At 62.4% G+C, this 17,560-nt stretch carries 15 protein-coding genes, 2 pseudogenes and 1 riboswitch; of the genes and pseudogenes, 6 read left to right on the forward strand and 11 right to left on the reverse strand.

Annotation, left to right across the window (positions count from 1 at the left end; translation table 11 throughout):
* Window positions 1-106: 106 nt before the first annotated feature.
* From EB231_RS32220 to EB231_RS32260, 9 genes are all read right to left on the reverse strand, one after another.
* Window positions 107-1,081: a hypothetical protein gene (locus tag EB231_RS32220; RefSeq protein WP_172352358.1), complete on the reverse strand. Its 975-nt coding sequence runs from the start codon at window positions 1,079-1,081 to the stop codon at window positions 107-109.
* Window positions 1,082-1,322: 241 nt separating this feature from the next.
* Window positions 1,323-3,053, reverse strand: coding sequence for a ParB/RepB/Spo0J family partition protein (locus EB231_RS32225; protein WP_172352359.1), 1,731 nt, complete (start codon window positions 3,051-3,053; stop codon window positions 1,323-1,325).
* 79 nt (window positions 3,054-3,132) lie between these two features.
* Window positions 3,133-3,552: a DUF2958 domain-containing protein gene (locus EB231_RS32230; protein ID WP_172352360.1), complete on the reverse strand. Its 420-nt coding sequence runs from the start codon at window positions 3,550-3,552 to the stop codon at window positions 3,133-3,135.
* Between the two features lie 13 nt (window positions 3,553-3,565).
* Window positions 3,566-3,754 (reverse strand): hypothetical protein, encoded by a 189-nt coding sequence (locus tag EB231_RS32235; protein WP_172352361.1) that lies wholly within the window; start codon window positions 3,752-3,754, stop codon window positions 3,566-3,568.
* Complete coding sequence (locus EB231_RS32240; RefSeq protein ID WP_172352362.1) at window positions 3,751-4,713, reverse strand: ArdC family protein; 963 nt, start codon at window positions 4,711-4,713, stop codon at window positions 3,751-3,753. Before EB231_RS32240 ends, EB231_RS32235 begins: the two co-directional genes overlap by 4 nt.
* A gap of 424 nt (window positions 4,714-5,137) precedes the next feature.
* Window positions 5,138-6,106, reverse strand: a complete 969-nt coding sequence (locus EB231_RS32245) for an omptin family outer membrane protease (protein ID WP_172352363.1) — start codon at window positions 6,104-6,106, stop codon at window positions 5,138-5,140.
* A gap of 307 nt (window positions 6,107-6,413) precedes the next feature.
* Window positions 6,414-6,869, reverse strand: coding sequence for a GNAT family N-acetyltransferase (locus EB231_RS32250; RefSeq protein ID WP_172352364.1), 456 nt, complete (start codon window positions 6,867-6,869; stop codon window positions 6,414-6,416).
* 376 nt (window positions 6,870-7,245) lie between these two features.
* A complete protein-coding gene (locus EB231_RS32255) occupies window positions 7,246-8,358 on the reverse strand; it encodes a threonine aldolase family protein (RefSeq protein WP_246740810.1) in 1,113 nt (370 codons plus the stop codon).
* 47 nt (window positions 8,359-8,405) lie between these two features.
* On the reverse strand, window positions 8,406-9,281 hold the full coding sequence (locus tag EB231_RS32260) for an AraC family transcriptional regulator (RefSeq protein ID WP_172352365.1): 876 nt from the start codon (window positions 9,279-9,281) through the stop codon (window positions 8,406-8,408).
* A gap of 174 nt (window positions 9,282-9,455) precedes the next feature.
* Between EB231_RS32260 and EB231_RS35345 the strand changes: the two are divergent.
* The 5 genes and pseudogenes from EB231_RS35345 to metE form a co-directional block, all read left to right on the forward strand.
* Window positions 9,456-9,657: pseudogene (locus tag EB231_RS35345) on the forward strand (transposase); the annotation flags it as partial.
* 404 nt (window positions 9,658-10,061) lie between these two features.
* Window positions 10,062-10,754, forward strand: coding sequence for an OmpW/AlkL family protein (locus EB231_RS32270; RefSeq protein WP_172352366.1), 693 nt, complete (start codon window positions 10,062-10,064; stop codon window positions 10,752-10,754).
* A 96-nt stretch (window positions 10,755-10,850) separates the two neighbouring features.
* The gene (locus EB231_RS32275; RefSeq protein WP_172352367.1) at window positions 10,851-12,083 is read left to right on the forward strand and encodes a cytochrome P450 family protein; all 1,233 of its coding nucleotides are present in this window, start codon (window positions 10,851-10,853) and stop codon (window positions 12,081-12,083) included.
* Between the two features lie 6 nt (window positions 12,084-12,089).
* Window positions 12,090-12,339 (forward strand): annotated as a pseudogene (locus EB231_RS35005) (cytochrome P450); the annotation flags it as partial.
* A gap of 274 nt (window positions 12,340-12,613) precedes the next feature.
* A riboswitch (cobalamin riboswitch) is annotated at window positions 12,614-12,813 on the forward strand.
* Between the two features lie 116 nt (window positions 12,814-12,929).
* The gene (metE, locus tag EB231_RS32280; protein WP_172353118.1) at window positions 12,930-15,260 is read left to right on the forward strand and encodes a 5-methyltetrahydropteroyltriglutamate--homocysteine S-methyltransferase; all 2,331 of its coding nucleotides are present in this window, start codon (window positions 12,930-12,932) and stop codon (window positions 15,258-15,260) included.
* A gap of 704 nt (window positions 15,261-15,964) precedes the next feature.
* Here the strand turns inward: metE and EB231_RS32285 are convergent.
* Entirely contained in the window at window positions 15,965-16,213 is a 249-nt protein-coding gene (locus EB231_RS32285) for a DUF982 domain-containing protein (protein WP_172352368.1), read from the reverse strand.
* A gap of 271 nt (window positions 16,214-16,484) precedes the next feature.
* Window positions 16,485-16,787, reverse strand: coding sequence for a DUF982 domain-containing protein (locus EB231_RS32290; RefSeq protein ID WP_044549105.1), 303 nt, complete (start codon window positions 16,785-16,787; stop codon window positions 16,485-16,487).
* A gap of 245 nt (window positions 16,788-17,032) precedes the next feature.
* On the opposite strand from EB231_RS32290, the gene EB231_RS32295 reads away from it, so the two are divergent.
* Window positions 17,033-17,497, forward strand: a complete 465-nt coding sequence (locus tag EB231_RS32295; RefSeq protein ID WP_172352369.1) for a MucR family transcriptional regulator — start codon at window positions 17,033-17,035, stop codon at window positions 17,495-17,497.
* Window positions 17,498-17,560 lie beyond the last annotated feature (63 nt).

A 17,560-nucleotide genomic window follows, 5' to 3' on the forward strand; every position in this document is an offset into this window, starting at 1 on the left:
CCAGTCATGTGCCAGCTGATCCCATGACGACGCCATGGCACCAGCCAGCCCAAGGAAGAACCAGGCGTCCGATCTGGGGAAGGCTGTTTTAAGGACTTTTGCGAGATCAGCGAATAACCGGCTCGCCATGGAAGCGCCGGCGCGAGGGCGGCGAGACGCCGAAGCCGACTTCCATCATCAGCCGTGGCGTGCGCGAAGGCACGGTGCCCATATGGAAGCCGAACGGATCCTCGACGAAGCCGAGGCCGGCTTCGCCGGTCAGCGTGACGGGACTGTCATCGCCATAGACCTTGAGAACCTCCTGCGCCGGATGGCCGACAAGCAGCGTCAGCTGATGCTTGATGGCGCGGCGGTTATGACTGCCACGGACATAGACATGCGGGCCGGTGCCTTCGTCGACCGGCGTCAGATAGAAGAAGAATTTCAGCATCCGCCAGTCATCGAGATCGAAATGATACTTGCCCAGCGAGGCACGGTTCTTGTCGGCGTCGGAAGCCTCGCTGGTCGGGAAGCTCCACCAGACGCGTGTGGTGATCAATTTCGCCTGAGCGCCCAGATAATGCGCGGCGATGTCGAGCAGCAGCGGATCGTTCTGGATGGCGACCGCTGCCTTGCAGCCGAGGATGTGTTCGAAAAAGTGGCCGCTGAGCAGCGAGCGGCCGAAACGCTTCTCGGCCTCGGCATGGTCCTCAGCCATGAATTCGAGACGGCGATCGAAATTGCCGAAACAAGGCGTGTAGCGGGCGAAGGCGGCGATTTCCTCATGGATGGAAGTCGGCAGGACGAGCCCGCAAAACAGCCCGTCCGACCGCAGCGCCTCGAGAACGTCCTGGCGATCGACGCCGGCAAACATGGTGTCGTGGGCTTTTTGCGACACGCGAACCGGCTTAGCCCCACGCCAGTGCATCCGGCGCGCCGGCATGGTGCGGGCGAGCACGAACATCGGCAGCCAGGCCGGATTCTCGCGAATGTCCGACAGATAGGTCGGAATGCGCACGGCGATGCGGCGCAGCACCCCGCCGTTTCGCGCGATGGCCTCGAGACTGGCGGCGCCAGATTTGTCAGGGCTCGAAAGGGTCATGAAGGTCCTCAGCTATGAATGCAATATGATATTGACGAAGCATCTCTTTTCACTGCCTCGCCGCTGGTCCAAGCCCGATTCCCGCAACGGAAGGACGTGTAGGCGCGCGTCGGTTTTTGTGCAATGCACAATAGCCTTGCGCGTGGCACATGCTGTTCGGATCGCCGTGCATCAGCCAATATTCCAGCGGAAGGCAAACGGCGCGGCGGCACTTGACAAGCGCCGCCGCCCGGCTTGGCACCTATTGGCGGACGAACAGCGGCTGGACCGTGGCCCATTGATCGGCGGTGCGGAAGCCGCCTCGTTTCGTGTAGCTTTCGACCGGGAATTTCATCCAGTTGGGCAGCCAGCCGTCAACCTTCTGCCTGCCGTTCTCGCCCGCGAGGCAATCGCGGATGATCTTCTTTTGCGTCTTGACCTTCTCGGCGACATTGCCGTCGGCGACAGGCTTGCCGGCGAGGTCGGCCAACATTGCATTGGCGATCTCCTTGTCGCGCAGCAGATCGAAGAAGGCGTCGTCCGCTTGCCACCACGCGCCCATGTCGATGGTCAGATGGTTGCCGAGCGCCTCGACGACGGCGCTGCCGGCTTCGAGCGTCTCGGCCATGACAAGGCTGAGAACGCGCATGACGTCGTCGTCGCAAAGTGCCAGCAAACGGGCGAAGACGGCGGCAAGCGCAAAGGCGTCGCCATTGCCGCCGGCTATCGCACCCTCCTCGTCGGCCTGCCCAAGCAGCGCAAGCACCGCGCGCCGTTTTTCGGCGAAGGCGGCTTCGGCCCTGGACGCGGCAATGCTTGCCGCCACCGCTTCATTGGCGGTGCGCTGCGGCTCGCGGCGAACCTGCCACAGGCCCGAGCCTGCGATGGCATGCGCCACCATCAGGCGCAGCGCGACACAAGGATGGTCGAGCATGGCGGTGCGCACGGCAGCGTGGCGGTGCAGATCGAGATAGTTCTGCATCGGCCCGGTGAGTTCCGGCCGCGACGGCTTGGCGGGGGTTTCGTCGTGCGCGCCGCCCTCGCCTTGCACGCGGGCGCGGCGGGCCTCCTTGCGCGACAGCCAGCCCTCGTGGCACTCGACCGCGCCGCGATGCGAGACTGAGATGAAGACCTTGCCGCCCTTCTTCCTCGGCGTCTTCTCATAGTCCCAAGACTGGAAATGCTGCCCCGGTTCGAGCACGGCCACCTCGGGCCAGCCGGCTTCCAGATAGGCATCGCGTTTGGCGGCAATGGCCTCGTTCTGCTTTTGCCAGAACAGGTCGGCGTCGGCGAAATAGCTGTCCTCGCCGAACAGGTCGCAGACGATCAGGCCCGGATAATCCTCGATGGCAAACAGCGCCACCTTGGTGGAAATCGACTGGCCGCCGAACAGCCATTGTTTCAACTGGTGGCCGCGTGGCGCGTATTGCTCGGGATCGGCATAAAGCGCCAGCCAATCCTTCTGCTGCGCCTTCGATGCCATGGTCAGATGGCGCGCCGTCTCGGCGTCGATGTCGGCGCGCCGATAGGCCTCGCGGATTTTGGGCAGAAGATCGCCGAGCGCCAGAATGCGTTTGACCAGAAGCTCGGTGATGCCGAAGGTTGCGGCGATATCTGGTATGGTGCGGCCTTCCCTCATCAGCCGCGAAAACGTCTCCCACTGCGACACCTCGTCGGGATCGAGCCGGGCGAAGTTTTCGATCAGCGAGGCCTCGAGCGCGTCGGCGTCGTCGCCGTCCTCCATGATGGCGCAGGGCAAGGCATTGCGCTGGCCTCGCTCGTCGGCGAGCGACTTCGCGGCGAAATAGCGCCGCCGGCCGGCGACGATCTCGAAGCTTTCCGGCGTGCCGTTGGGCCGCACCAGAAGCGGCACCAGGACGCCGCGCGCGCGAACCGATGGCAGGATGTCCGACACGTCGGGTGCGCGTTTGGAATGCCGCATGTTGAGCGCGGAAATGTTGAGCTTATCAAGCGGAATGTGGGCAAGTTGCATGGTTTGTCTCCTTCGTTTCAGGGGTGGGATTGCCCCGCCGCAGAGGCTGCAAGCCGGCGCGGCGGGACGGTTTTCGCGCCTAGCGGCGCGTCTGTTCCGCCGTGTCGGGCGGAAGCTTGGGATGGGCGTTGCCAAGGGCCTCTGCCGCCTGTCGCAGCAGCCGCTCGGCTTCGGTGATGTGGCCGGCGCTGCACGCTGCCTGGGCGTAAACGGAGAGCGGAAAGCGGGCCTTGAACGAGAGGTCGCGCTCGATGCCGAGGCCAAGCCGCCCCTTGACGCTTGCAAGCTCGGCAAGGCTGACGCTGCCGAGTTCGGGGAAGCCGAAGCCGAGGTCGCAAAGGCCGAACAGGGTGTCGCCGTCGGCGTCGAGTTCGGTGAGAAGCCAGGTTGCCGGCCCGGTCGGATCGAACAGTTTGACTACCGGGACATGGTCGGTTTCGGTGTCGGTTGCGCCATTGGCGAGCAGCCGGGCGCGAAGCTCGTCGGTAATCAGGATCATGGCAAAACTCCTCTCAAAACAGGTCGAGTTGATTTCTGGCGTCATCGAACAGCCCGATATCGAGCGGCTTTTGTGCCGCGCGCGCGGGCGCGTCGGCCAAAAGGGCGAAGCGGTCGCGCGTGGTGGCTGGACATCGGGAATGAGCGTCTGCTCGCCTTGCGGCGTTGGCTCGGTCCGCAGGGTGTCGGGATCGCGCGCTCATGCCGCGATCTCGTCTTGTTGCGCGCCTTGGGCCTCGGCGTTGAAGCCCAGAAGAAAATCGGCGGCCTTGGAGGCAAGGCTGGCGGCGCGGAAGATGGCGCGATTGTCCTCGCGCAGCACCTTCAGCCATGTGCCGATATAGTCGGCATGGCGCACGGTCGGCTCGATGCCGAGCGTCGAGCAGACAAAGGCTGCGGTGATTTCGGCAACCAGTTCCTCGCGCGCATAGGTCCCGGAACCAAAGGTGCCGGAGAGGTCGCGCGCCAGCCGCGCCGGGTGGCCCGTCCAGTGGCCAAGCTCGTGGAAGCAGGTGCGGTAATAGTCGATCTGCTGAAAGAATGCCGGCTGCGGCGGCACCTGAATGGTGTCACTGGCCGGCATGTAGAAAGCTCGGTCGCCGCCGATGCGGAAATCCGCGCCGCTTCCTCGAATAAGCCCTTCGGCCTGCGGGATGATCTCGCGTTCGGGCAGCGGCTCGGCCTTGCCGTAAAGGTGCTCGGGCAGGCCGTCGCACTGCGCGACGTTGAAGACGGTGAAGCGCTTCAAATACGGCACCGCCTGCGGCTCGTCGCCGTCCGTCCTGGCGCGCTCCATCTCGTTTCTGGGGACAAAGCGGTCGGCATGCACGATTGTGGTGCCGCGCTCGCCCTTCCTGACAATGCCGCCAAGGGCAAGCGCCTGCCGGAAGGTCAGCCAGTTCTGGCCGCGATAGCTGTGCTCGATGACGGCGCCCCACAGGATGAGGATGTTGATGCCGGAATAGCGGCGCCCGGTGGCCGCGTTGCTGGGCAGGCCGAGGTCGGCCTTCGCGCTGCCCCATGGCTTGACCCATGGCACGGTGCCGCGCTCCAGTTCGGCAATGATGCGGTCCGTGATTTCCTGATAAAGGCTGGCGCCCGGGCGCCCGCCCCTGCCCGCGCCAGCCTCTCGGCTGGCGGAACGCTGGTGTTTTGCACGCATCGTCTGGTCCTCCGCTCTTCAATCCCGCGCCTTTCCCCGGAAGCGGGGTGGGCGGCGAGACGCGACCGGAAAGGCCCGCCGTCGGAGGCGGACCGCATCCGAAGGACCGGAACGAAGAGGAGGACCCAAAGCGAAGCGAAGGGTTGCGGGATGCCGCGGCGGGCCTAGAAGGGAGTGCCGCCCACCCCGCGCCGCCGGGAACGGCCAACGAACAAACCGCGCCGGCCGACAGGGCGGCGACCGTCAGCAGCCGACAGGCTGCCCGCGCCAGGGGGCGAAGCCGGATGGCCGAGACCGCCTGAGCCTGGCGAAGAAAAAGCGGGCTCGGTTCACGAGCACCCGGCACGCGCCGTCAGGCGCGCGGGCGCATCAGATTTCTGCGCCGTGCGGACATCGGTTTGGCGTTCCGGTCGAACTCGTTCAATCAGAACGAGGTCTTGATGCCGACCATCACCGTCGCCGCGGCAAAATCGCCGCCGATCCAGTCGTCTTCGCCGCCAGTCTCTGCGCCGGTCGCAATGTCATAGGTGTTGTAGTCGCCGCGAGCGGTGAACACCTTTTCGTAGGAACCGGAGACGAAGAAGCTGGTCCGCTCGTTGTACTGGTAGCCGACGCTGCCGCCGACCATCAGAACCGGCGCCGATTCGAAATCATCCTCGAAGCGCAGGTCACGCATCCAGTGATGATCGGTAGCGCCGGCCGAGAAGGTCGTGCCGCCCTTCAGCGCAAAGCCGAAGTTCCAGCGATCCTGGACATAGGTCGCATCGATGCCGGCGAAGGCGACCGGCCATTTCTGCTGGTGGCTGATGGCCTTTGCGTCTCCTGGGAAGTCGCCAACCGAATCCCGGAAGCCGGCAACGCTGTAGACATAGGAGCCGCCATAGGCAGTCCACTTGACCGAGGTGTACTTGAAACCACCGTTGACGTTGATCAGCAGCTGGTCGCTGACCTGGAAATCGTGGCCGAGCGCGACGGTTGCCGAATAGAAGTAATCAAGATCGGTGTCGGAATGGCGCGAACGGTCGCTCCAGTCGTTCCAGCCATCATTGGTCGGGAATGGCGGCTGCCAGTCATAGTCTTCCATGTAGCTGTCGCCGCTGAAGGCGATCTGGCCGGAAAGCTTGGCGGTCCAGCCGGCCTCGCTGCGCGCCGTCATCTCGGCTGAAATGACCGCAGAGGTGCTTTCCCAGATAAGGTGGCTCAGCTTCGAGCCGCTGCCGGGAGCCTGATAGACCAGCTCATTGGCCTCGATGTCGATGACGCCGACGCCGCCGACGAAAGAGAAATTGGGATTGTAGGGCGCCGGTTCGCTCGCCACCGCGTCGCTGGCCATCGCCGGCCAGGCAGCGAGCAACGCTGGCGCTCCACCAAAGACTTTCGCGTACAATTTCATAGGACTACCCTCATAGGAATCATCCGCCATTCGGCGTCTATGCAGCGCCCCTGTAGGTTGGCAAAATTGCCGCCCTCGGCTCTGTTCCTCAACACTCAAGGAAACGCCGTTAGCGTGACCGATTGACGGCGGTTTTTGCCGATGCGTTCCGGGCAGCCGGCGTGACGGGAACCCCTGCATTATCCGAGGCACACATTTGCGATGACGATGCTGGTACGATTGCAGCGGCAGGCAGCGACCACGCCGGACCTCAATCCGCTGAGATCGTGCAGGTTGCTTTGAGCCAGCCCATAGCAAACTCTCTAGTCTAGATAATCCGACAGAGCCGAGGGCCGATTTCCTCGAAGCCGTTGCGCAGATAGAAATCGAGCGTGCGCTTCCATTTTGGTTGCCTGGGCGCTGCAAGCTCAAGTCGCTTCCAACCACGCGCACGGCTTTCCTGCGAGGCGACCTCAAGCAGATGAGGGGCAATCCCTTTGGAGCGCTTGTCGGGTCGAACATACAGCTCCGAAATATAGCCGAACTTGCCTCCTGCATAGATCGCCGTGCATTCATTCAGCACCATGATGCCGACCGGCTCGTCATCTGCACTTGCGATCACTGCGACCACGCCAGCGTCGGCAAGCATTATCTGTGCGCTTTGTCTCACGTCGTCGGGCGCGGGCGCTTTCCCGCCAGTGAGTTCATCGAGCAGCGCGTGAATAAAACGGACGACTGTCCCTGCGTCCGTTGCGTTGGCGCGGCGCGTAGATATGGAAGGCATATTTTCTCCTGCTAGTGGTCAAAATCCCTCAAGCTGCTACCCGCGCAGATCCGACTCACTCTTTTAAGTAACTCGGACGAGTGAACAGCATTTTTCATCAAAAATATGATAAAAAATTGCAAAATAAATATTACAAGCAACAGGATACCGATGACTTGAGGTGAATTGCGGAGATAGGGGGCCTGCAAATCAACCTGGTTACTTCGGACCGCACGGTGAAGCTGCCTTGCCGAGGTAGGATGAAGCTGCAAGTCTAAACGGGCCTGAGACAAAAGATACAGCCTGAGATGCCCGTGCGGCCAGAACGCTAGGACAATGCAGTCGAGCAAAGAGGACATCCGTGACGGGCGGCGAGAGCGCTCGACGGTTGCCACACTCATTCGGCGCCAGCCGGAACACGAGCCGAGCCGACCGGTGCGCAGAGGCTGGTTGCCGCGCCGATCAAGTCGGACACGTCGGCCTCGGTCGTCGCGAAAGAGGTGACGAACCTCACGATCCCGGGCTCCCAGCGATCATGGTAGAAGCGGAATCCCATGTCGAGCAGCCCCCGGATCAGGGACGTGGGAAGTCGGCAGAACAATATATTGGCCTCGGGACGCTGCTGGATTTTCACGCCTGGCAGGGCCAACCCCTGCGCGAGCGCCGATGCCATCGCATTGGCATGGGTCGCGTTGCGAAGCCAGACACCGTCCCTCAGATAACCGTCCATTTGCGCCGCCATGAAGCGCATCTTGGAACTCAACTGGCCGGCCCGCTTGCGGCGAAAGGCGATCGTGCTCGCGAGATCTCCGCGGAACGAGACGACCGCATCGACCCCAAACGTTCCATTCTTCGTGGCGCCAAACGACACAAGGTCGACGCCGGCCTTCCACGTCATCTCGGCCGGCGAGCAGCGCAGAGTGACGAGGGCGTTGGCGAAGCGAGCACCGTCCATGTGGAGCGGCAGGTTCGCTAACCGGCAGATATGGCTGATGGCCTTGATCTCGTCGAGCGCGTAGACCGATCCCATCTCGGTCGCCTGCGTGATGCTGACGCTGGAGGGCTGGACCGAGTGGATATCGCCCACCATGCGCGTTGCATTGGCCGCCAAGGCGTCGATGTCGATTTTGCCAGCTTCGCCTGGAAGCTGCACCAACTTCGCACCGGCTGTGTAGAACTCCGGCGCGCCGCACTCGTCGCGGTTGATGTGTGCGTCGGCGTGCGAGAGGATGCTGCCCCATGGCGGCGTCATCGCCGCGAGCGCCAGCGCGTTTGCCGCCGACCCCGTCGAAACGAGGAACACGTCGACCGCATGCTCGAACACCTCGGCGAGCTGGTGCTCGACGGTATGCGTCAGCTCATCGTTGCCGTAGGGAAGCGCCTGACCTGACGCGCATGCGGTGATGGCTGCGATCACCTCGGGGGAGACGCCGGCGATGTTGTCGCTGGTGAAGTCGCGGGGGCGGGTCTGCTTGCTTTCGTTCATGGTCTTGACGCTCTTTTCATCCATTGAGCGTCCAAGCTAGACGGTTCGCCGCGCGCTTTATTGAACGATATTCAAACCGAGAGGTAACGCGCCGGCGTCACTCCCAGCACGGCCTTGAAGTGCCGGGTCAGGTGGCTCTGGTCCGCGAACCCGACCGCGACGGCGACCTCGGCGACCTGCTGACCTCGCCTCAGCAGCCGTCGCGCCTCGTCGATGCGGACCTGGATCAGGTAGCGGGTGGGGGGCAACCCGAAATGCGCCTTGAAGCCATCGATCAGCGTCGCCTTGGAGCATCCGGCGAGGGCGGCCAGGGCGGCGAGCTGCAGGACTTCGTCAAAGTGGGCATGGATGAAGTCACGCACGTCGCGGAACCTCGGCGGCACGAATTTTCGCTCTGCAACGCGCGACCTGCCAACCTGTGCGAAGACGTGGGGCAGGAAACGGATCAGATGCTCCTCGATCTCCAGTGCCGAGCTATGCTCATGTTCAAGCAGGCGCCATAGCGCGCCGAGGCCGTGCGCAACGACCGCATTCTCCTGGAACGGGCTCTTGAAGTCGATCGTTCCGGGTTCGTGTTGGCCGCTGTCCTCAAGGACTTGCCGGACAAGGCCTTCGGGCATGTAGAAGATCTTCTGGCTCCAGCCAAGATCGTCACCAGCACCCCCGAAGTGCGGTTCGCCGGGCGCGAAGGTCGCGACGGCGCCGCTACCGGCGTGCCAAACCTCACCTCGGCACCAGACATCATGGACGCCTCGCTCGATCAGCCCGATTAGATACTCGTTGTGCGCATGCTTGGAGAAATCCTGCCGGTGATAGTCCGCCGCCAGGTAATCGAGCCCGCCAAGGACATCGGAGTGCTTCATCACCGCACGATTGCGCGGCGGCCGGCCCGGGGGTTCAGAACGGCCACGCGCCTTTTCGTCGCATTCTACGGTGGTATCGGCCACTTGATGATCAATCCAGGTGGGTCGTCACAACGATATCGTGCTCTCGTAGCGAATTTCAAACCGAAGCAGGATTAATTGCCGCCCGAAGAGGGGCCTGCTGCAGGGCGGGCAGCGGATTGGCGGGATTAATCGTGTTTCAAGCTTGGGAAGTGGACCCGAGCGACGCGTGGCCGGATGGCCGATATCGAGAAGAAGACCAAGCGCTATCCTCTCCGATCTGACGGATGAGGAATGGTCGCGGATACAACCGTTCCTGCCGGGCGCGGCCAAGACCGGGCGGCGCGTGGTGACGGACCTGCGCGAGGTCTTGAACGCGTTCCGCTACATGGCCCGATCGGATGGCGGCTGGCGCATGCTGCCAAAGGATTTCCCGCCCATATCGGTCGCGGTCGAGACGCCTTACGGACACGCCCACGGACTGCGCCAACTGGCTGGAACGTTCCCCGGCCTGACGGCGAAGCAGCAGGCGACGATCAAGGCGCTAAACGCAGAATACGCCAAAACTCGAAGCCGAGTACGAGCGTGTCAACGAACTGCCGGCCGATGTTGACGAACGGCTACCAGGGGCGGCTACGGCTGCACTCATTGTCGGATCTTCGACGAAGTCGGACATGAGACACAGCGCTATCGAAGTGACCGCATTGTTCTGCAACGATTTTCTCATTTGGCACGACACATGCGGGGGCTCTCCCGCATGAGCGCTCCGTCAATCTCGATTGATGCGAGCAGGATTCAATCAAGGCGCAGTGCGTCGCTTCTGAAGATCAAGGAGAGAAAAGTATGGCGAGAGCGCGAATTGGCGTGGCGCGGGCAATGACAGCGGCTGTCGTCCTCATCGCTGCGGGACAGGCCGGCGCGGCAGATGTTGGGCAAGCCGCGAGCGTCCCGCAGGCAGAAGCCTGCGTCGCGGAAGCGCCAAGCCCCTGGCAGATCCGCCTGCGTGCGTTGGGGGTGATCACCGAGGATTCGGGCTATGTCAATGCGGTGCCCGGCTCCGGTCTTTCGTATTCGAACACCGTGACGCCGGAACTCGATATCTCATATTTCTTCACGGACAACATCGCCGCCGAACTCATACTCGGCACCACCTATGCCAACATCGACGGCCAAGGTGCGATCGGCGGGCTTGGCAAGGTCGGCAAGGTTTGGCTGCTGCCGCCAACGGTGACATTGCAGTATCATTTTACCGATTTCGACACCTTCAAACCCTATCTCGGCGCCGGCGTGAACTATACGATCTTCTATCATCAGCAAGCCGGCAGCGCCGATGATCTCAAGGTCAAGAACACATTCGGCGCCGCGCTGCAGGTCGGATTCGACTACATGGTGGACGAGCACTGGGGCGTCAACTTCGACGTGAAGAAGCTTTTCCTCAAGCCCGACTTCGACGTCACTGTCGCCGGCGCCAAGCTCACGGGCAAGGCCAAGCTCGATCCCTGGTTGATAGGCGCAGGTCTCACCTACCGCTTCTGAGGACGAACCACACAAAAGGGGCGCTTTTCGAAGTCCGCGCGCGGATCATCCGTGCCGAGAAGTGGACCCGCAATGGTTCTTAAAGGAGTTGTTGGCATGCGCGTAGAAAACGATCATTGCGACGTGATCGGTGTGCCGGCCGCTCCCACGCAACTTGATCGTCTTTCTTCTGCGATTCTGCAGCAGGGGGGGATGGCGCGAGTGTCGCTGCCAGGCGGTGTGGTGGCCTGGGCGGCAGGCCGTCACCAGACGCTCAGGCAGATGCTTTCCGACCAGCGTTTCAACAAGGACTGGCGACAGTGGCGGGCGGTGCAGGACGGCGAGATTCCCGAGGATCATCCGCTGATCGGGATATGCAAAGTGGACAACATGACCACGGCGCACGGCGCCGATCACCGTCGCTTGCGCGGCCTGCTGTCCAGCAGCTTCGCGCCTAGTCGTATCGCCTTGCTGGCGCCACGGATCGAACAATGCGTCGATCGACTCCTGGCCGAGATGGCGCAGCGCGGCGGCAGTGCCGATCTGATGTGCGAGTTCGCCGTTCCGCTGCCCACCAACGTGATTGCCGAACTGTTCGGTTTGCCGGACGAACAGCGTGAAGAGATCGTCGCGCTCACCTACAGCCTGGCCAACACCTCCGCCACAGCCGAAGAGGTGCGACAGACGCGGCAGCGCATCCCGGAGTTCTTCCGTCGCCTGATCGCGCTCAAGCGGGGCCAGCTCGGCGATGATCTGGCTTCGGCCCTGATCGTCGCCCGTGACAAAGGCGAGCTCGTTTCCGACACCGAGCTCATCGACATGCTGTTCATGGTGCTCTCTGCGGGCTTCGTGACCACCGCCGGCGTCATCGGCAATGGCGTGCTGGCATTGCTGACGCATCCGCAGCAACTGCACCTGGTGCGCAGCGGCCAAGTTCCTTGGTCACAGGCGATCGACGAGATCCTGCGCTGGGGCAGCTCAGCGGCCAATCTGCCGTTCCGCTATGCCACCCAGGACGTGGAGATCGACGGATGCATGGTCCGCCGCGGCGATGCCGTCCTGATGGCGTTCCATGCGGCGAACCGGGACGAAAAGGCCTTCGGTCCCGGCGCCGACAGGTTCGATGTCACCCGGCGGCACAACCCGCACCTGTCATTCGGCGAGGGGCCGCATTCCTGCCTGGGCGCTGCGCTGGCGCGCCTGGAATTGCGCTGCGCCTTCCCCGCGCTGTTCGGGCGGCTGGAGGATCTGGCCCTGACCATCGCTGCGGAGGACGTCGTCTACATGCCGTCTTACGTCATTCGCTGCCCGCAGCGCCTGCCGGTCAGCTTCCGCCCTTCCGTCGCTTAGAGAAGTGCGGCATTCACCCCGGATTCGGTGATTCTCGGTTCGCCGGGGTGGCTGGTCTCGCACGAGGGGGGCGAGCATGCCCGGTTACGCACGATCGTGGCGCCGGCCTTCAGCAATCGCAGGGTGAAGCTGCTCGCGCAGCAGGTCGAGGCGATCGCCGCGCAGTTGTTCGAGACGCTGGCGGCCCAGCCCCAGTTCCGCCGACCTGAGGCGCCACCTCTCCTTTCCGCTTCCGGACATGGTTATCAGCGTGCTGGAATGCGCAAGCACGCTGAGCGAAGCCGAGCGGGGAACAAATACCGGGATTCCCGGCGGACCGTGACGGCCTCGCCCCACTTTACGCTCTTGAGCCCGGCGACCTCGATCTGATCCGGCGTCGCCGATGAGGACAAGGACCTCTCCGAGCCTGCACTGATGTGAGGCCGCATCGTACACGGCTTTGGGCGAAAGAGACTGATCAGCGCAAGGGCACTATTCGCATCATCACATAAACATCTCGTTATATGTATTGACAAGGAGCGAAGCTGCTGTGATTGTGCGCATGTCGTGGTTCTCCGCGCGGCACTGCCGTAGCGGAGCTAAGAGGGAAGCCGGTGCGATGCCGGCGCTGCCCCCGCAACTGTTAGCGGCGAGCCAAGCCCATTGGTGTCACTGAGGCGAACGGCCTCGGGAAGACGGGCAGAGGCTTTGACCCGCGAGCCAGGAGACCTGCCACGACGAACAACGTCCACGGGCGGGGTGTCTCGGTGGCCGCGGTAGCCTGGCTTCGTGCCGCCTACTCGCGCGTTCCTTGTCCCCACGCCCCAACCATCGGGGTATGGCATGACTGTCTCTCAACAAATTCCAGTGGCAACGCTCGGCGTGCCGCGTATCGGTCGACGGCGGGAACTCAAATTCGCGCTTGAAAGCTACTGGTCCGGAAAATCTCCCGCTGCCGACCTGCTCGCGACGGCGAAGGCGCTACGCGCCGCCAGCTGGAGGGAGCAGCACGATCGCGGCGTGTCGAAAATCCCGTCCAACGATTTCTCACTTTATGACCATGTGCTCGACACCGTCGCCATGGTCGGCGCCGTGCCGGCACGATACACCTGGACTGACGGCGAGGTCCCACTCGATACCTATTTCGCAATGGCGCGCGGCAACCAAGATCAGGCCGCTGATTGCGGACATGCCGGTGACGAGCATGCGGCCAACGGGCATGGCCTTGCCGCGATGGAAATGACCAAATGGTTCGACACCAACTATCACTACATTGTGCCGGAACTTACCGACGATCAGAGCTTTGCCCTCTCGTCGGCGAAACCGGTCGATCATTTCCTCGAGGCCAAGGCGCTCGGCATCCACACGCGCCCGGTCCTGCTTGGACCGGTTACCTTTCTCAAGTTGGCGAAGTCACCTGAGGAAGGTTTCAACCCTATCGCGCTCCTGCCACGGCTGCTGCCCGTCTACGAGGAGCTCCTGCGGAGGCTGAAGCTCGCGGGAGCCGATTGGGTGCAGATCGATGAGCCGGCGCTCGTGGTCGATCTGGTTCCCAACGAACGGGATGCGCTCCAATTCGCCTACTGCCGGCTGTCAAAAGCAGCACCGGAGTTGAAGATCATGGTCGCTACCTATTTCGGATCGCTGGGAGACAATCTCGAGACCGCAATTTCTCTGCCCGTGGCGGGACTGCACGTCGATCTCGTGCGCGCTCCAGAGCAGTTGGAGACCGTCGGCCGGCTCGCGCAGAAGGAACTTGTGCTCTCGCTCGGGCTGATCGACGGCCGCAACGTCTGGCGCGCGAACCTGCCTGCCATACTTGACCGCATCAAGCCGATCGTCGCCGGCTGGCCGCTGGACCGCGTGGAGATCGCCCCGTCCTGCTCGATGCTGCATGTGCCGATCGACCTGGACATGGAGACGGCACTCGATGCGGACGTGAAATCGTGGCTCGCCTTCGCGGCGCAAAAAACCGACGAGCTGGTCGTGCTCGCCCGTGCCCTGGCTGAAGGCCGGGACGCGGTCGCCGCCGAACTAGAGGCGTCGGCTGAGGCTGCCGCCGCTCGCGCGACATCCGCTAAGGTGCATGATCCGCTCGTCGAAGGTCGGGTCGCCAGCATCAAGGTCGCCATGACGCGCCGGAAGAGCGCATTCGACGTGCGCTCCAAGCTTCAGGGCGACACGTTTGGCTTGCCATCCTTCCCCACCACGACGATCGGCTCCTTCCCGCAAACAGCCGAGGTTCGCAAGGCGCGGGCAGCCCATGCCAAGGGCGAGCTGAGTTACGTCGACTATGAGGCCTTCCTGAAAAAAGAGATAGAAGCCGCCGTTCGCTGGCAAGAAGAGATCGGACTCGACGTGCTGGTCCACGGCGAATTCGAGCGCAACGATATGGTGCAGTATTTCGCCGAGCAGCTCCGCGGCTTTGCCTTCACGCAGCATGGGTGGGTGCAGAGCTATGGCTCGCGCTTTGTGCGACCCCCGATCATCATTGGCGATGTGTCGCGACAAAATCCGATGACACTACACTGGTGGCGATACGCCCAGTCGCTGACGCCAAAGCCGGTGAAGGGCATGCTTACCGGCCCGGTGACGATCCTCAACTGGTCCTTCGTCCGAGACGACCTTCCGCGCTCAGCCGTCTGCCGCCAAGTCGCGCTCGCCATTCGCGATGAAGTGAGCGACCTCGAAAAGGCCGGCGCCAGGATGATCCAGATCGACGAAGCCGCACTGCGCGAGGGCTTGCCGCTTCGTGAGGCCGACTGGGAAACCTATCTCGACTGGGCCGTCGAATGCTTCCGGCTGGCTTCAACGGCGGTTGGCGATGCGACCCAGATTCACACCCATATGTGCTATTCCGAGTTCGGCGACATCGTGGACGCGATTGCTGCAATGGATGCCGATGTGATCTCCATTGAAACCTCGCGCTCGCAGATGGAACTGCTCGATACGCTGCGAACCTTCAAGTATCCGAACGAGATCGGTCCCGGCGTCTATGACATTCACTCGCCGCGGGTCCCGGAAGTGGGCGAAATTTCCAACCTCATCATGCTTGCGCGCGAGCGATTGTCGGATGGCCAACTGTGGGTGAATCCCGACTGCGGTCTCAAAACGCGCAGGTGGGAGGAGGTCCGCCCTGCCCTGGTGAACATGGTGGCTGCGGCACGCGCAATTCGGGAAAAAGCGCAGACGGCGTAGGGCTCGGTGCCACTCGCCGGCGGTGAGCGGCAACGCCACACACCGGGCATCCTTGGGGGAGTCTATCCGGCGCGCCCAAGGCAATCGCGCTGCCGGTGACGAAGCGCCTCGGCAAGCTTGGCCTGGCCGCGGCCCTTGTTACGGCGCGTCGAAGTCAGCTTTCCAGACGCCGCCGTTGGCTGGCGATCGAAGGAGGCTTGGCCTCAAATGAGCCGGCCAGAAACGAGGCGGCTCACCGCCAGCCAGTTTCGGATTATTCCGTATTGGGATAATCCAGTATCACTATCGTCTCCCCGACCTTGATCGCCGAAACCCCGTTCCCGACCATCGGGAGAGGCATCGGCGATCACGCGGCGCCGGTCTGCGGAGCGTGTTCCGGGAAACCGGATACAGGGCTAAGCTGGGGAAGGTTCAAACGGCACTTCTGGAGACTATTGAGGCGGCATCGACGCTCTGCCATCTGCACCGGGCCAATTCCCGCTCGATGGCTCCGTCTGCCTCTGGCTGCAATCACCATCACCGCGACGGCGAAGCCGAGCGGCCGCAGCTGGCTGGCGGACCCCTTGTGTTTTGATGGTGAAGATCCGGCGCCGGACCAGGAAAGCCATCGCGGAAAGTGCGGGGTTGGCTTGCTCCTGGCGTGATCGGACCGCGCCCAATCGCGACGCGCAGATGGCCGAGATTCATGAGCGGCGTCCTAAATCTCAATCGCTGCGCAAAATGCGTGCTTCGAGCGCAGCTGCGACGAAAGCTCGTCTAGCGGCTGGTGGATGGGTCTTACCGCGTAACACCTGCAGACAGGTGTCCATCGCTATCTTGCGTTTATCGGTCTCATGATGCAGATCCCGCAGCAAGATAGCGGCCGCGTCGTTGACGTCGAACACGATACGCTCCGAGCTGCGGCGGCTAACCTGAACAACGACTGGCCTCTCAAATCTGATCAACCCGGTCATCCCCCTCCTCCACAGCCACTACGCGGCAAACAGCCCGGGTCGCATTTCTTAACTCAGCCAAACGCGACCGCTGCACCTGCGCCATTGAGCCTGGCCATTGGCGGGCAAGCGATCGCCATGAGGCGCGTCCGGCCATGGTCAGCTTGCGTGCGATCTGCGGTTGTGCAGTCGATGGTGAGGAACTGCTTCTCATTCGCGTGGTCTAGCTGTGAAACCTGGACATAGTGCACTGTTTGACGCGCCTCGCCAGTCTCAAACATGTCGTCGATGTCTACACCTGCACTTTTCCACTGCCCGATCTGCAGGCGGCGATCCACTGCATCGCGGAGGTTGAATCTTCCAAGATGGCGACCCGCTTCGCAAAGCCGAAAAAGGCATTGCGCGCCGTGCTTACCGGCTTGCGCCCATCGTACGCATCGTAGCATGCCCTCAGGGCGGCTTCGTGGATCATGTCTCTGCGATCTTCCGGCCATTCATTGAGAAAATCGATTGCATCCGCAAGGCCGGCAATCTCTTGGATGATGTGCGTTGCGCGCTTCACAAAAAGGGGGCTGCTGAAAGCCTCAGCGTTCATTGGTTTCTCCCAACTTTCCAAATAGCCAATTTGCATGAAGATGCGCCCGCATCGACACGGCGACCATGGCACAATGTGTTGTCAGGGCGATGACGGTTCAAGCGGAAGATCCGTGACGGCGACCGGGCGTGCAGCGATCCGCCAACACATCATGCAATGGCTTTGGTTGCCATCAAACGCGGTCGTCACTATTAAGCTACGAGATGATTCTTACCCGGCTACTCTAATTCCGCAGGAGCGTTTTCATGACCGAAGAAACCGAGAGCAAAGCCGACAACCTCATCGAACTCACCGCCCACGTCGTCTCAGCCTATGTTTCGAACAATCCGGTTCCCGTCAGTGAACTGCCTGGGCTGATCGGCCAGGTCCACATCGCATTGAAAGCCACTGCTGGTGGTGCCGCACCAGAAAAGTCGGAAGCTCTCAAGCCTGCCGTACCGATCAGAAAATCGGTTACACCCGATTACATTGTCAGCCTTGAGGACGGTAAGAAGTTCAAGTCGCTCAAGCGTCACCTGGCGACCCACTATGGCCTTACACCCGACGAATATCGCGCGAAATGGGAGCTGCCGGCGGACTATCCCATGGTGGCGCCGAACTACGCTGCGGCGCGCTCGGCATTGGCCAAGACCATGGGTCTGGGCCGCAAGCCGAAGGAACCGGAAACGCCGGCACCTGCCAAGCGTGCCCGCAAGAAAGCGGCAGCCTGACCGCACTTTTTCAGGATGGGCTAAGCGGATCAGGCACTATTTCGCAGTCGCGAGATAAAATTT

The sequence above is a fragment of the Mesorhizobium sp. NZP2298 genome (genome assembly GCF_013170825.1).
Taxonomy (GTDB): Bacteria; Pseudomonadota; Alphaproteobacteria; order Rhizobiales; family Rhizobiaceae; genus Mesorhizobium.